Source organism: Hymenobacter tenuis (genome assembly GCF_054780495.1).
Window position 1 is genome coordinate 1,042,101 of the sequence record NZ_BAAGWF010000004.1, and the last position, 14,072, is coordinate 1,056,172.

Annotated in this window: 13 protein-coding genes; 1 reads left to right on the forward strand and 12 read right to left on the reverse strand. The window is 57.5% G+C overall.

Annotated elements, in window-relative coordinates; genetic code table 11:
* Positions 1–70 precede the first annotated feature (70 nt).
* From pcaF to serS, 12 genes are all read right to left on the reverse strand, one after another.
* Positions 71–1,276: a thiolase family protein gene (gene pcaF, locus ACYVGU_RS18030; RefSeq protein WP_460614021.1), complete on the reverse strand. Its 1,206-nt coding sequence runs from the start codon at positions 1,274–1,276 to the stop codon at positions 71–73.
* A gap of 130 nt (positions 1,277–1,406) precedes the next feature.
* Positions 1,407–1,838 (reverse strand): hotdog family protein, encoded by a 432-nt coding sequence (paaI, locus tag ACYVGU_RS18035; RefSeq protein WP_460614022.1) that lies wholly within the window; start codon positions 1,836–1,838, stop codon positions 1,407–1,409.
* Entirely contained in the window at positions 1,816–2,994 is a 1,179-nt protein-coding gene (locus ACYVGU_RS18040; protein ID WP_460623185.1) for a 3-hydroxyacyl-CoA dehydrogenase NAD-binding domain-containing protein, read from the reverse strand. Before ACYVGU_RS18040 ends, paaI begins: the two co-directional genes overlap by 23 nt.
* Complete coding sequence (locus ACYVGU_RS18045) at positions 2,991–3,776, reverse strand: enoyl-CoA hydratase-related protein (RefSeq protein ID WP_460623187.1); 786 nt, start codon at positions 3,774–3,776, stop codon at positions 2,991–2,993. The genes ACYVGU_RS18040 and ACYVGU_RS18045 overlap by 4 nt, the downstream gene beginning before the upstream one ends.
* Positions 3,777–3,923: 147 nt before the next feature.
* Positions 3,924–4,436 (reverse strand): PaaD family protein, encoded by a 513-nt coding sequence (paaD, locus tag ACYVGU_RS18050; protein ID WP_460623189.1) that lies wholly within the window; start codon positions 4,434–4,436, stop codon positions 3,924–3,926.
* Positions 4,430–5,239 (reverse strand): 1,2-phenylacetyl-CoA epoxidase subunit PaaC, encoded by an 810-nt coding sequence (gene paaC / locus ACYVGU_RS18055; RefSeq protein WP_460623190.1) that lies wholly within the window; start codon positions 5,237–5,239, stop codon positions 4,430–4,432. The genes paaD and paaC overlap by 7 nt, the downstream gene beginning before the upstream one ends.
* Positions 5,239–5,526 (reverse strand): 1,2-phenylacetyl-CoA epoxidase subunit PaaB, encoded by a 288-nt coding sequence (gene paaB / locus ACYVGU_RS18060; protein ID WP_460614027.1) that lies wholly within the window; start codon positions 5,524–5,526, stop codon positions 5,239–5,241. Before paaB ends, paaC begins: the two co-directional genes overlap by 1 nt.
* A gap of 168 nt (positions 5,527–5,694) precedes the next feature.
* On the reverse strand, positions 5,695–6,645 hold the full coding sequence (paaA, locus tag ACYVGU_RS18065) for a 1,2-phenylacetyl-CoA epoxidase subunit PaaA (protein ID WP_460614028.1): 951 nt from the start codon (positions 6,643–6,645) through the stop codon (positions 5,695–5,697).
* Positions 6,646–6,753: 108 nt separating this feature from the next.
* The gene (paaE, locus tag ACYVGU_RS18070; protein WP_460623191.1) at positions 6,754–7,833 is read right to left on the reverse strand and encodes a 1,2-phenylacetyl-CoA epoxidase subunit PaaE; all 1,080 of its coding nucleotides are present in this window, start codon (positions 7,831–7,833) and stop codon (positions 6,754–6,756) included.
* Positions 7,834–7,835: 2 nt separating this feature from the next.
* Complete coding sequence (locus ACYVGU_RS18075; protein WP_460614030.1) at positions 7,836–8,420, reverse strand: TetR/AcrR family transcriptional regulator; 585 nt, start codon at positions 8,418–8,420, stop codon at positions 7,836–7,838.
* Positions 8,421–8,462: 42 nt separating this feature from the next.
* Positions 8,463–9,803, reverse strand: a complete 1,341-nt coding sequence (locus ACYVGU_RS18080; RefSeq protein ID WP_460623193.1) for a phenylacetate--CoA ligase family protein — start codon at positions 9,801–9,803, stop codon at positions 8,463–8,465.
* A 207-nt stretch (positions 9,804–10,010) separates the two neighbouring features.
* Positions 10,011–11,285 (reverse strand): serine--tRNA ligase, encoded by a 1,275-nt coding sequence (gene serS, locus ACYVGU_RS18085; RefSeq protein ID WP_460623194.1) that lies wholly within the window; start codon positions 11,283–11,285, stop codon positions 10,011–10,013.
* Between the two features lie 499 nt (positions 11,286–11,784).
* Between serS and rho the strand changes: the two genes are divergently transcribed.
* On the forward strand, positions 11,785–14,016 hold the full coding sequence (rho, locus tag ACYVGU_RS18090; RefSeq protein WP_460623195.1) for a transcription termination factor Rho: 2,232 nt from the start codon (positions 11,785–11,787) through the stop codon (positions 14,014–14,016).
* Positions 14,017–14,072 lie beyond the last annotated feature (56 nt).

Consider the following 14,072-nt stretch of genomic DNA (forward strand, 5'->3'; position numbering starts at 1 on the left):
GAGGAGGGTAGGAACGCAAGCGCCGCCGTAACCAGCGTTTAGTGGGTGCTCAGCTACCCAAAGTTCTGCATTACACCTTTTCGATGATAGCCGCATAGCCCTGGCCCACGCCCACGCACATGGTGATGAGAGCGTAGCGTTTGTTTTGCTTGTGCAGCTCCAGCGCGGCCGTGTTTAGGATTCGGGCGCCGCTCATGCCTAGGGGGTGGCCTAGGGCAATAGCACCCCCGTTGGGGTTGATGCGTGGGTCGTTACCTTCCAACCCCAGGCCGCGGATGCAGGCTAGTGTTTGGGCGGCAAAGGCCTCGTTGAATTCTATTAGGTCGATTTGGTCGAGTATTAAGCCCGCCTTTTTCAGGGCCAGTTGCGAGGCTGGCACCGGCCCGATGCCCATGGTACACGGCTCTACGCCTGCTACCCCCATGCTTACGATGCGGGCCCGTGGGGTAAGGTTGTGTTGCTTGATACCTGCTTCCGAAGCCAGCAGCAAGGCCGCCGCGCCATCATTCAGGCCCGAGGAGTTGCCGGCCGTTACGGAGCCGTTCTTGCGGAACGCAGGGCGGAGCTTGGCCAGCCCATCGAGGGTAGTGTTTGACTTGATAAACTCATCCTCCGAAAACAGCAGCGGCTCGCCCTTCCGCTGAGGAATAGCAACGGGCACAATTTCCTCAGCAAAGCGGCCGGAGTCGCGGGCGCGGCCGGCGCGCTGGTGCGAGTCGTAGGCAAACTGGTCCTGGTCTTCGCGGCTGATATGGTATTGGTCCACGAGGTTTTCGGCCGTTTCGCCCATGGCATCGATGCCGTACAGCTCTTCCATGCGCTGATTGACGAAGCGCCAGCCGAAGCTGGAATCGTACATTTTAGAATCAGTGCCAAATGCTTTGGTAGGCTTCGACATGACGTAGGGCGCGCGGGTCATGCTCTCTACCCCGCCCGAGATAAACAGGTCTCCGTCGCCGCTCTGAATGCCACGGGCGGCAGCAATGCTAGCCGAAAGTCCGGAGGCACACAAGCGGTTCACGGTTTCGCCGGGCACGGAGGTCGGCAGGCCCGCCAGCAGCAGGGCCATGCGGGCCACGTTGCGGTTGTCCTCGCCAGCTTGGTTGGCGCAGCCCAGAATCACGTCAGCAATGGCAGCCGGATCAACGGAGGCGTTGCGCTTCAGCAGTTCCTGGAGTACAAGGGCCGCCATGTCATCGGGGCGAACAGCCGACAACGTACCACCGAAGTTGCCAATGGGAGTCCGGATGCCGTCAATTATATACGCTTGGTTCATGAGGTGTTTTCTCAATTTTAGAACGTCCTGCTGAGCTGGTCGAAGCATCTCTACCGCTTCGTTGCAGGCTTTATGAAGCTAGCCGGAGATAGAGATGCTTCGACCAGCTCCGCATGACGTTCTTTCATCTTTATAATATTTCCTGGCTCGTGCGGTAGGCTGTGCCTTTGAAGAGGGCTAGTACCACGCCGTGTTGGTTGGTGGCCCGGATCTGATACACGCCTACTTTGTGCTTGAGGCTTTCTTCGCGGGCCTCCACGGTAATGACGTCGCCGAGCTTACCGGCTTCTAGGTAGTCAATCGTGACGGTGAGGCCCACGCTTTGGCGGCCGTGGCTGTTGCAGGCAAAGGCAAACGCCGAGTCGGCGGCGGAAAACGTAACGCCGCCGTGCAACGCCGCAAAGCCATTAAGCATGTCGGGGCGCACGGTAAAGTGGAGGCGGCAGTAGCCCGGGCCGGTTTCATCTACTTCCAGGCCTAGCAGTTTGCTGAAGGCATCGTGCTGCAGCATGCGGTCCTTTACGGCCTCGGCTTGGCTGTTAGCGGCTGACAGCTGGCTCATGCTGAAAGAAAGTCTGGCCGGCCTTCACCATGCGGCGGAGGAGCGGGCTGGCGCGGTAGCGGTCCTCGTGATATTCCTCATAGAGGTCGTCGAGGGTCCGAAGTACGGTTTCGGGTCCTAGCTCATCGGCCCACGCGAGCAGGCCTTTGGGGTAATTTACCCCCTTGGTCATGGCTAGTTCCAGGTCTTCTTTCGAGGCGACGTTCAGGGCCAGGGCATCCACAGCTTCGTTGATGAGCATGGCTAGGATACGGTTTAGCACCACGCGACCTAGGGTCTCGTCGCGGGTTGGCGCGGTCTGCACGGCATCAGCGGCGTAGCTATAGAAGCCGCGGCCCGACTTACGGCCGTAGTAGCCGGCCTCAAACAACCGTTTCTGGGTAAAGGACGGCTTGTAGCGCGGATCAAAAAAGAACGACGTGAAAACAGACTCCGTAACGCGGTAGTTGACATCGTGCCCAATAAAGTCCATCAAGGCAAACGGCCCCATGCGGAAACCGCCCAGCTCGGTCATGGCCCAGTCTATGGTCGCCATATCGGCAATGCCTTCTTCCAGCACCCGAATCGCCTCGCCGTAAAACGGCCGCGCCACCCGGTTCACGATGAAGCCCGGTGTATCCTTGGTGAGTACCGGCAGCTTACCCCAGCTGTGTACTAGGTCGCGCACCTGTTCGGCCAGCCCAGCCCGGGTCTGTACCGCCGGAATCACCTCCACCAACTGCATGATGGGCGCTGGGTTGAAGAAGTGAATGCCGATAAACCGCTCCGGCTTCTGGCAGGCCGCGGCAATAGAAGCAATAGACAGCGAAGACGTATTGCTGGCTAAGATGCAAGCATCTGACACCAGCATTTCCACTTCCCGGAACAGCTGCTGCTTCACGCTCAAATCCTCCACAATAGCTTCCAACACCAGCTCACAATCTTGAAAAGTGCCGATATCTTCCGTCAGGTGCAGGCGAGTGAAGATGGCCGCCGCCATTTCAACCGTGAGTTTGCCTTTTTCCGCCAGCTTATCCAGGCCAATTTGGATAGACTTGCCGGCGCGTTGTAATGCTTGCGTATTCTGGTCGAGCAAACGGACGGTGTGGCCTGCGGTGGCTACCACTTGCGCGATGCCGGCTCCCATGGCTCCGCTCCCGATAATGCCGATAATCATTGGCCCGTGAAGCTAGGTTGACGTTTCTCGATAAAGGCCGCTACCCCCTCACGGTAGTCAGAGGTGCTGCCGGCGCGGAGCTGGAAGTCGGCTTCGTAGCGTAGCTGCTGGGTCAGGTCGTTGCTGAACGATACGTTCAGCAGCTGCTTGGTATACGCCAAGCCCTTCGTTGGCATGGCGGCTAGCTTCTTCACCAGGGCCTGGGCTTCCTGCTCGAATACGTCGTCGGGGAAGGTCTTGTAAATCATGCCCATTTGCACGGCTTCCGTGGCCGAAACCTTGTCGCCGGTCATCATCAGGGCCGAAGCGCGCTGCATTCCAATCAGGCGCGGCAGAAAGTAGGTGCCCGCACTGTCCGGAATCAACCCAATCTTGCTGAACGCCTGAATAAATGAAGCCGATTCCTTGGCTACCACAATGTCGCAGGCGAGGGCCAGATTGGCACCAGCACCGGCCGCCACGCCATTCACGGCCGCCACTACGGGTTTTTCCAAGGCCCGAATCAGCTCCACAATGGGGTTGTACAACTTCTCTACAATCTCGGCTACTTCTGGGCTATCGGGGCCGGTGATTTCTGCTAGGTCCTGGCCAGCACAAAAGGCTTTGCCGGTGCCAGTAAGCAGCACGGCGCGAACCTCTGGGTTTTGTTGGCACTCGCGCAGATGCTGTTGCAGCGCCAAGGCTACCTCTTTGTTTACGCTATTGAAAACCTGGGGCCGGTTGAAGCAAATGGTAGCTACGCCACCATCAATCGAGAAAAGTAGGGAAGGAGTATCGGACATGAGTAGTAGGGTGGGAGAGAACAAAATCGTCCGTCCTGCTGAGCTGGTCGAAGCATCTCTACCTCTGACTAACCAACTGGCCTAGCACCAGCAGCGCGCGAGATGCTTCGACCAGCTCAGCAGGACGTTCATGCGTATCGACTCAAGTTACGCATGGCATTTAAAGTAATCGAAGGGCTCAAGGCAGTCGTCGCACTGGTAGTGAGCTTTGCAGGCGGTAGAGCCGAACTGGCTAACCAAGTGCGTGTTCTCGGACTTGCAGAGCGGGCAACGTACGGCTGTGTCTTTGCCGAAAAGGTTGAGCATGTGGCCCGTAGCAGTGCCATCAACAGGTGGCGCAATACCATAGGCCTCGAGCTTCTCGCGGCCGGCCTGGCTCATCCAATCGGTTGTCCAGGCGGGGCTGAGTTGGTTATGGATGTGCACCTTGGTAATGCCTTCCGAGAGCAGGCGCAGCCGAATTTCGGTGGCAATTACGTTCATGGCCGGGCAGCCAGAGTAGGTGGGCGTGATGGTTACATGCACTTCCTCACCTTCTACCCGCACTGCGCGCACAATGCCCAGGTCCAGGATGCTGAGCACGGGCACTTCCGGGTCGGAAACCTCTTCCAGCAGCTGCCAGATGTGCTCCTCAGTCGGTGCCGCTAGGTGCTCTACCATTGCAAACCGGGATACGTACGCTGGAGGTACTGTAGCTCAGCCAGCAAGTAGCCCAAGTGCTCAGAGTGGCGACCCTCTTTGCCGCCTTTCTGCATAAACACGCCTTGGGGCACTGGCAAGGTGGCTTCGTCAAACACGCGGGCTACGTGGGCGTCAATCTGTTGCTGAAGCGCCGCGTAGTCAGGCACGAAACCGTCTGCCTGCAGGGCCTTCTCGGTGGCCGAAGGGGTAGTAAGCTCGCCCGAGTAGCGCCACAAATTATCAATGGCTTTTTCTACGCGGCGGCGGCTTTCCTCGGTTCCGTCACCTAGGCGAATGATCCACTCAGAGCTCCACTTGATGTGATACGCCGCTTCCTTCACCGATTTCTCGGCAATGGCCGCTAGGTGCGCATCTGGGCCCGATTTCAGCTGAAGCAGCAAATTGTAGTGGAAGCAGTCGTAGATAAACTGCCGTACGATGGTGCTGGCGAAGTCGCCGTTGGGCTGCTCCACAAGTAGCGGGTTGCGGTATTCCACGGCGCTGCGCAGGTAAGCCAAATCGTCTTCGGTGCGCCCTTTGCCTTCCAGCTCTGCCGCGTACTGATAGTAGCTACGAGCTTCTCCCAGCAAATCCAAGGCAATGTTGGCCATGGCTAAGTCCTGCTCCAGAATAGGGCCGTGGCCGCACCACTCCGAGAGGCGGTGGGCCAAAATCAGGCTGGTATCGGCTAGCTGCAGCACAAAGGAAAACAGGTTCGCCTGCATTTCGGGGGTAGTAGCAGCGGCGGCGACTTGCGCGGGCGTCGTGGAGTCCGTCATCATTACATGTGCTTGATGGAATCCGGCACCTGGTAAAAGGTCGGATGGCGGTAGATTTTGTCGTTGGCTGGCTCGTAGAACGCAGCCGCGTCATCGGGGTTAGAGGCGTGCACGTGCGTCGACTCCACTACCCAGATACTGACGCCCTCGAGGCGGCGCGTGTACACGTCGCGGGCGTTCTGGATGGCCATTTCAGCGTCGGCGGCATGGAGGCTGCCCACGTGCTTATGGTCGAGGCCTTGCTTGCTGCGGATGAAAACTTCCCACAGCGGCCATTCTTTTTGCGTCATTTCTCGGGAGTATTGGGAGCTTAGGGTTCCAGGAGTTCAGGCACCTAGTAAAATGGGCCGTTCTGCTGGGCTTATCCGAGCATTTCGCGAGCTGGAGTTGGGTGGGAACTCCGCAAACTCAAGCAAAATGCTCCGACAAGCTCAGCAGAACGGGTAATTCAGAACGGGCTACGCGGCTACGGCTTCGCGTTGCTTGCGTTTTTCGGCGTGGGCCAAGGCCGCTTCGCGTACCCAAGCACCTTCTTCGTGGGCTTGTACGCGGGCCTGCAAACGCTCTTTGTTGCACATGCCGTTGCCCTTCACCACGTTCCAGAACTCTTCCCAGTCCACGTCGCCGAAATCGTAGCCTTGCTTGGCTTCATTCCACTTCAGGTTGGGGTCGGGCACCGTAAGGCCCAGGAACTCGGCCTGGGGTACCATCATGTCCACAAACTTCTGGCGTAGCTCGTCGTTGGTAAAGCGCTTGATACGCCAATTCATCGACTGGGCCGTGTTAGGCGACTCGGAATCCTTCGGGCCGAACATCATCAGCGTGGGCCACCACCAGCGGTTAAGGCCTTCCTGCGCCATAGCCTTTTGTTCCGGTGAGCCCTCGCATAAGGTCTGCATGATTTCAAAGCCCTGGCGCTGGTGGAAGCTTTCCTCCTTGCACACGCGCACCATAGCGCGAGCATACGGGCCATACGAGGTACGACACAGCGGCACCTGGTTCAGAATGGCGGCACCATCTACCAGCCAGCCCACGCAGCCCATATCGGCCCAGCTCAGGGTCGGGTAGTTGAAAATGCTCGAATACTTGGCTTTGCCGGAGTGCAGGTCGGCCAGCATTTGGTCGCGGGAAGTGCCTAGGGTTTCAGCAGCCGAGTACAGGTAGAGGCCGTGGCCGGCTTCGTCCTGCACCTTGGCCAGCAAGATGGACTTGCGCTTGAGCGAAGGAGCCCGCGTAATCCAGTTGCCTTCTGGCAGCATACCCACCAGCTCAGAGTGCGCGTGCTGCGAAATCTGGCGAATGAGGGTCTTGCGGTAGGCATCGGGCATCCAATCTTTGGGCTCAATGCGCACATCCGCATCAATACGGGCCTGAAACTGTTCTTCCTGGGTGAGTTCTAGCGTTTCCATGCCTCTTTAACAAAGCTTAACTAACATTCGTTAGTTAAATGTAGAGAAAAGTTTGGGTTCTAACTCCTAAAGTTCTAAGTGGGCTAGTAAAATCTAATACTAGGCTGCTTACTGGTCAAAATCGACGGTTACTTTCTCCGAGGTAGGGCGGGCCTGGCAGGAGAGGACGTAACCTTTAGCTACTTCGGTGTCGGATAGAGAGTAGTTCACATCCATTTCTACGGTGCCTTCCGTCACGCGGCAGCGGCAGGTGCTACACATGCCGTTTTTGCAGGAGTAGGGCGCATCGGCGCCGGTCTCTAGCAGGGCATCCAAAATGGTGTCGCCGTAGTACGACATTTCCAGGATGCGCTTCGTGCCTTCGAGCTGCACGGTAACCTGGCTGTGCTTGTCATCTTCGCCGGCGGGGCGCTGGGCCTGGCGAGCAGCCGCACGCTGGGCACAGCCAGCCGAGGTGAACATCTCGAAGTGAATTTTCTCAGAAGCTACTCCCGCTTCGGTTAGTACGTCCCTCACATCGTTGATCATCTCCTCCGGGCCGCAGATAAAGCACTCGTCAATTTCGCGGGCAGGCACAATCTTCTGCAAAAACAGGCGGGCTTTCTCGGCGTTAATGCGGCCGAATAGCAGGTCGGTGTCGCCCTGCTCACGGCTCAAGATGTGGTAGACGCTGAGGCGGTTAACAAACTTGTTTTTCAGAGCCTCAATTTCCTCCTTGAAAATTATGGAGTTGCGGCCGCGGTTACCATAAATCAGGTACACCTGGCTGTTAGGCTCCGTCAGGAGCACCGTTTTGATGATGGACATCACCGGCGTAATGCCGCTACCCGCCGCAAACATCACATAAAGCTTCTGCTGATCAGGATGCAACTCCGTGTAGAAATGGCCCATGGGCGGCATCACCTCCAACTCTTCACCTACCCGTAGCTTTTCCACGGCCAGCGAGGAAAAACGGCCTTCCGGCACTTTCTTGATGGCCACGCGCCACTCGTTATCAAGCGGGCTGCTGCAAATGGAGTAGGAGCGGCGCAACTCTTCGCCCTCGTGTTCGCGGCGGAAGGTAAGGTACTGGCCCTGGGTGAATTTAAACGTCTCGCGTAGGTCGGCGGGCACGTCCAGGGATACGCTCACGCAGTCCGGGGTTTCGCGGACGATGCTCTTGATTTTTACTTTATGAAAACGGCTCATGGTTACTTTTTCTCCAGCCCGGTAAGGAGCATGGTAATAATGTTGGCTTCCAATTCTTCGGCCGATAGCTCGCGGCCGGGGCGGTACCACAGCTCTACCCAGCGCACGGCCGATAGAATAGTAAACAAGGCCACCGACACGTTCACGGGCTGAAACTCGCCGGCCGCAATGCCCTGCTCAATGAGGGCCGCAAAGCCTTTCTCATACTGCTTGCGTGTGTTTTTAAACTCCGTTAGGGCTGGTTCGGGCAGGTATTTCCAATCGTGGTTGGCTACCGATACGGCGGCGCCATCCTCAATCATTAGCCTGATATGGAGGCTGATCAGGGCCTTGATTTTCTCGACGTACGATGCGCTGGTAGCCTCAATTTCGGCCAGTTGAGAAATATACATGCCCGATACCCGAAAGCAGATCAGCTCCAGAATCTCGTCCTTGGACTTGATGTGGTTGTACATGCTAGCGGCCTCAATGCCTACTTCGCCGGCCAAATCGCGCATGGAGGCGCCACTGAAGCCTTTTTGCTTGAACAGCTTCGCGGCTTCTTCCAGAATAAGCTGGCGCTTGTTGGTTTTGCGAGTCGTAATCATAGGTGGGTGGTAGAGGGTCAGTAGCCGTACGCCAACGGCCTTCTAAAGATTGCGCAAATCTTTGACGCGGCTCAATTTCCCGCCTTCGCTACGCGGCAACTGCCCGTGCGCAAGCAGCGTTACCTTCATACTCAGGCCAATGTTGTCTTTGATTTTCTTGGCAAATGCTCCTTTCAGCAACTTCAGGCGGTCGTGTTGCTGCACAATGTCATCGGTTAAGGAGTCTAGGCCCAACTCCCGCATGAGGGTTTCCGCAATTTCTACGTTTACCTCCACCTCATCTAAGTTACCCCGACGCGAAGCCACCACCTGGTAGTAAGGGCTTACATGCTCTAGGCTGCTGATAATGTCTTCGACTTGCGTTGGAAAGAAGTTGACACCCCGAATGATAAGCATGTCATCGGCGCGGCCACGGATGGGACCCATTTTCACGTGGGTGCGTTTGTGGGAGTGCTCGTAAGAAAGGTTGGTGATGTCGCCGGTCCAGTAGCGCAGAATGGGCATGGCCTTTTTAGTGAGGGTAGTGAGCACCAGCACGCCATACTCACCCTCAGCTACGGGCTCGCCCGTTTCCTGATGTACTATTTCGGGGTAGAAATGGTCTTCCCAGATGTAGCTGCCCGTGCCCCGTTCGTCCACGTCTTCCTGCGAAACGCCCGGCCCCATAATCTCGCTGAGACCGTAAATATTAGTGGCTTGTACGTGCAGGCCCTCTTGCACTTGGTCGCGAATGGCCTCGTTCCAGGGCTCGGCGCCCAACACGGCGTAGCGCAGGTTGAGGGTTTCTAGCGGAACATGGCGCCGCTTTAATTCTTCGGCCAGCACCTGAGCGTAGGAGGGAGTAGCACAGATGATTTCAGGCTGAAAGTCTTGCAGCAGCTGTACTTGCCGGTCGGTACTACCCCCCGAAACGGGAATAACCGTCAGGCCCAGCTTTTCGGCGCCGTAGTGGATGCCAAGGCCGCCGGTAAACAGGCCATAGCCGTAGGCATTCTGGAGTTTCATGCCCGGTCGGCAGCCGGCAGCGGCCAGAGAGCGAGCCACTACCTCGGCAAAAATCTGCAAGTCCTCGGCGGTGTAGCCTACTACGGTGGCTTTGCCAGTGGTGCCGCTGGAGCAGTGTAGGCGCGCCACCTCTGGCTGAGGCACGGCAAATAAGCCAAATGGGTAATTGTCGCGGAGGTCTTTTTTCTGAGTGAAGCCGAGCTTTCCTAGGTCCTCTAAGCCCTTAAAGGTATTGGGGTTGATGCCCAATTCATCGAGTTTCTGCCGGTAAAATGGTACGCGCTGGTACACGTACTGCACCTGCTCCTTAAGGCGCACGTTTTGCAACGCCCGGAGCTGCGGGAGCGGCAAACACTCAACTTCAGGATTGAACAACATGGGTGGGAGAAGACAGGTGACGCAAGGACCAAAGTAAAGATAATAACGCGTACAAACTAATGTTTGTTAGTATTTCGAGGAACTCATTATCGGTTAAGCACCTGCCAGGGATTACTCATGAACGAGAGGGTAGTAAATCCTTCAGCCTATTGAAAAGTAAAAGCCCGCCGGACATCTGTCCGGCGGGCTTTTACTAGGGTTGGTTTGTTAGCTAATCTTGCTGAAACCGCAGTAGGAGTGGAGTACCTCCGGCAGATGTATACCGTCTTCCTGCTGGTTGTTTTCAAGCAACGCCGCCACAATACGAGGCAGAGCCAGCGCCGAGCCGTTGAGCGTATGCAGGAGCTGGGTTTTGCCGTTTTCGCCGCGGTAGCGCAGCTTCAGGCGGTTGGCCTGATAGGTTTCAAAGTTCGAGCACGACGATACTTCCAGCCAGCGGCCTTGGGCGGCGCTCCACACTTCCAGGTCGTACGTCAGGGCTGAGGTGAAGCCCATGTCGCCGCCGCAGAGGCGCAGCACGCGGTACGGAAGCTGCAGTTTCTGGAGCAGCCCTTCAATGTGGGCCAGCATTTCCTCCAGAATGGCGTAGCTCTGCTCGGGCAAGGCTACCTGCACAATCTCTACCTTATCAAACTGGTGCAAGCGGTTAAGGCCGCGTACATCGGCACCCCACGAGCCCGCCTCGCGGCGGAAGCACGGCGTGTAGCCCGCGTTCCGGATAGGGAGCTTATCGGTGGCTATAATCTCGTCGCGATAAAGATTGGTAATCGGCACTTCAGCCGTCGGGATGAGGTAGAGGTTATCCTGGGCGTCGTGGTACATCTGGCCCTCCTTGTCGGGGAGCTGGCCGGTACCGTATCCGGAGGCTTCGTTTACCAGAATCGGCGGCTGAATTTCAGTGTAGCCAGCGTCGCGGGCCTCATCCAGGAAGAAGTTGATGAGGGCGCGCTGCAGACGGGCGCCTTGCTTTTTATAGACAGGAAAACCAGCGCCAGTGATTTTTACGCCGAGGTCGAAGTCAATGATATCGTACTTCTTAATCAGCTCCCAATGGGGCTGAGCACCAGCCGGCAGCGTAGGCTGCTGGCCCACTTCGCGTACTACCTCGTTGTCTTCGGCGGAGCGGCCAGTGGGTACACTGGCGTGGGGTAAGTTAGGTAGTTTGTAAAGCTGTTCCTGTAGCGCAATTTCCACTTGGCTGAGCTCGTCGGCGTGGGCTTTGGTTTGCTGCTTGAGCTCGGCAGTGCGGGCTTTCAGGGTTTCGGCCCCGGCTTTATCGCCCGATTTCATCAGCCCGCCAATCTGCCGGGCCAGCTCGTTGGCTTCGGCCTGGGCCGAGTCATGAGCTGTTTGCAGTTCCTTGCGGCGCTGGTCAAGGGTTAGAATAGACTGCACATCGGCTTCGGCAGTTTTATAGTGTTTTTTGGCCAAACCGGCCAGCACGGCATCGGTGTGCTCTCTCAGGACAGAAACTTGCAGCATAACGGCAGAAAACGCGAAATGGAATCAGACAAAAGTAAACGGCTTATCTGTATTGATACGGACCGGCTCAAAAAAATCAAGCTGTCTTCGATTAAGGCTACTTTTCGGCCTAGGCCTTAATTGACAAATAAGTGGGGTTGGGAATGATAATGGGGCCGAGAAGGTTGCGGTATAAGCGGCTGGCTACCTGTATCCTTCTTGCCGTAACTTCCGTACTCAATCCAATCTGCAAAATCTGTAACAGGATTTGGCAGTTCCGGTGTATTGCGCTAACATTGCACGTATAAGCCGGAGTTGGCTGCCGGACCTGTTGGGGCTTTTTCCCGCGTCTGGCCTGAAGTTTTCTCTACTGCCGCCCGGCCCCCACCCAAGGATTTTTTATCACCGCTTTTCTTTGCGTCTGGCACCGCACTGCGGTTGCTCCCTGTGCCCAGAATGCCCTGTGCTGCCCATTTTGGCTATTTGCCTCCCCGCCTGATTTTTTCGCTCAGCTTCCTATATGTACACTATTGACGAGTTAAAGGACCGACTGTTGTCCGAACTAAAAGAAATTGCTGAAAACCTGAAAGTTGGCAATTTCAAGAAACTCAGCAAGCAGGATCTGATTTACAAGATTCTCGACCAGCAAGCTATAACGCCCCCAGATAAGCTTCCTCAAAAAGTTAAATCGGTCGCGGCCGCTGCGTCCGAGGTTGTAGCTGACCCGGTTGCGGAGCCTGCTGCCGCTCCGGCTGCCAAAACGGCTGCGCCGCGGGCACCCCGCGCGCCGCGCCCTGCCGCAACCCGCGCCAAAGCCCCGGCCCGCGCTACCGCCGAGGCGTCTGTAGCTGACGTAGCGGTGGCAGAGGCACCTGCTCCCGTGGCTGAGGTTCCGGCAGTTGAACCGGAGGCTGCGCCGCGTGTAGCTGCCCCGGCTGCCGAGGTACCGGAAACTCCGGCCCCCAACGCAACGCCTGAGGCAGATACCGAAGCCGGCCCGGAGCGCCCCGTGAAATTGTACCAGCGCCCTGAGCGCCGCGCCCGCACCGACCGTGCTGGCCGGCCCATTGTGGCTCCCTTGGCTTCTTCGGATGAAGCAGTTGCCGTAGCCGAAGTAGATGCGCCCGCAGAGGCTGCCCCAACTGCGGTACCGGAGCTAGCCCCCGTTTCCGCCGAAACCTATACTGCCGCTCCTGAAACCCGTCCGGCTCCGGCCCGCGAAGGCCGCCCTGAGCAGCCCCGGGTTTTCCGCGAAGGCCGCGAATACCGCAACGACGCGCCTCGGTCCGAGTTCCGGGGCGAAGGTGGCCGTGAAGGCCGGGCAGAAGGTAATGGCCGCGCCAATGACCAGCCCCGGGAGTCGCGCAATGATGCACCTCGCGCCGATTTCCGCACTGAAGGTGGCGGCCGTGAGGGCCGGATGGACCAGCAGCCCCGCGCCCTGCGGGAAGGCGGTCGGCCAGATGGCCGCGAGCAACGGGAGCAGCGCCGCGAAGAGCGATACGCCGCTCGCGAGTTGCAGCGTCAGCAACGGATGGAACAGCGTCAGCTGAACGGTGGCGTAGAACAGCCCCGCCCTGAGCGTGCCGAGCGCCCAGAGCGCCAGCCCGACCAGCGCCCCGCCCGTCAGGAGTTCGATATTACGATTCCCGGCGACGGTACCCTAGAAATGATGCCCGATGGTGGCTATGGTTTCCTACGCAGCCCCTTCTACAACTACTTAGCCTCGCCCGATGATATTTATGTGTCGCCGCAGCAGGTAAAGCAGTTCACTCTGAAGGCCGGCGACACGGTAAAATGCACCATTCGTCCGCCCCGCGACGGCGAGAAGTATTTTGCCTTGGTAAGCGTGGAAGGCATTAACGGCCGCAGCGTGGAAGAAGCCCGCGACCGGATTCCGTTCAACAACCTCACGCCGCTGTTTGCCGAGGAGCGTCTGAAGCTGACCACCAAATCGGGGCAGTACAGCACCCGCATTCTGGACTTGTTTGCTCCTATCGGTAAAGGCCAGCGCGGTCTGATTGTGGCCCAGCCCAAAACCGGTAAAACGGTGCTGCTGCAGGAAATTGCCAACGCTATCAGCGAAAACCACCCCGAGGTGTACCTGATGATTCTGCTGATTGACGAACGCCCGGAAGAAGTGACGGACATGGCCCGCTCGGTGAAAGCTGAAGTGCTTAGCTCTACCTTCGATGAAACGGCCGACCGTCATGTGAAGATTGCCACCATTGCCATGGAGAAAGCCAAGCGCTTGGTGGAATGTGGCCATGACGTGGTGATTCTGCTTGACTCCATCACCCGCCTAGCCCGCGCCTATAACACGGTGCAGCCAGCTTCCGGCAAAATTCTGTCGGGTGGTGTGGATGCTAATGCCCTGCACAAGCCCAAGCGCTTCTTTGGTGCCGCTCGAAACGTAGAGGATGGCGGCTCGCTGACCATCATTGCTACAGCCCTGATTGAAACTGGCTCCAAAATGGACGAGGTTATCTTCGAGGAATTCAAAGGTACCGGCAACATGGAATTGCAGCTGGACCGCAAACTGGCCAACAAGCGGATCTTCCCCGCCATCGACGTACCGGCTTCCGGCACCCGCCGCGAGGACTTGCTCATGAGCAAGGACGAGCTCAACCGCATCTGGGTGCTGCGCAAGTTCATGTCGGATATGACGGCCTCTGAGGCAATGGAGTTCCTGAAGGACCGCATGAAAGGCACCCGCGACAACGAAGAGTTCCTGATGGCCATGAATGGCTAACTAGTCAGAAACACACTAGGTCCAATACCAGCTTAAAGGCCCGTTCTGCAATTGCA

What these genes read in the sequence shown, in the direction of transcription:
- paaA (WP_460614028.1), bottom strand. Translation starts at nt 6,645, where the DNA reads ATGGAAACGCTAGAACTCACCCAGGAAGAACAGTTTCAGGCCCGTATT.
- paaB (WP_460614027.1), bottom strand. Translation starts at nt 5,526, where the DNA reads ATGACGCAAAAAGAATGGCCGCTGTGGGAAGTTTTCATCCGCAGCAAG.
- paaD (WP_460623189.1), bottom strand. Translation starts at nt 4,436, where the DNA reads ATGGTAGAGCACCTAGCGGCACCGACTGAGGAGCACATCTGGCAGCTG.
- ACYVGU_RS18045 (WP_460623187.1), bottom strand. Translation starts at nt 3,776, where the DNA reads ATGTCCGATACTCCTTCCCTACTTTTCTCGATTGATGGTGGCGTAGCT.
- paaI (WP_460614022.1), bottom strand. Translation starts at nt 1,838, where the DNA reads ATGAGCCAGCTGTCAGCCGCTAACAGCCAAGCCGAGGCCGTAAAGGAC.
- ACYVGU_RS18080 (WP_460623193.1), bottom strand. Translation starts at nt 9,803, where the DNA reads ATGTTGTTCAATCCTGAAGTTGAGTGTTTGCCGCTCCCGCAGCTCCGG.
- paaC (WP_460623190.1), bottom strand. Translation starts at nt 5,239, where the DNA reads ATGATGACGGACTCCACGACGCCCGCGCAAGTCGCCGCCGCTGCTACT.
- serS (WP_460623194.1), bottom strand. Translation starts at nt 11,285, where the DNA reads ATGCTGCAAGTTTCTGTCCTGAGAGAGCACACCGATGCCGTGCTGGCC.
- ACYVGU_RS18075 (WP_460614030.1), bottom strand. Translation starts at nt 8,420, where the DNA reads ATGATTACGACTCGCAAAACCAACAAGCGCCAGCTTATTCTGGAAGAA.
- ACYVGU_RS18040 (WP_460623185.1), bottom strand. Translation starts at nt 2,994, where the DNA reads ATGATTATCGGCATTATCGGGAGCGGAGCCATGGGAGCCGGCATCGCG.
- pcaF (WP_460614021.1), bottom strand. Translation starts at nt 1,276, where the DNA reads ATGAACCAAGCGTATATAATTGACGGCATCCGGACTCCCATTGGCAAC.
- paaE (WP_460623191.1), bottom strand. Translation starts at nt 7,833, where the DNA reads ATGAGCCGTTTTCATAAAGTAAAAATCAAGAGCATCGTCCGCGAAACC.
- rho (WP_460623195.1), top strand. Translation starts at nt 11,785, where the DNA reads ATGTACACTATTGACGAGTTAAAGGACCGACTGTTGTCCGAACTAAAA.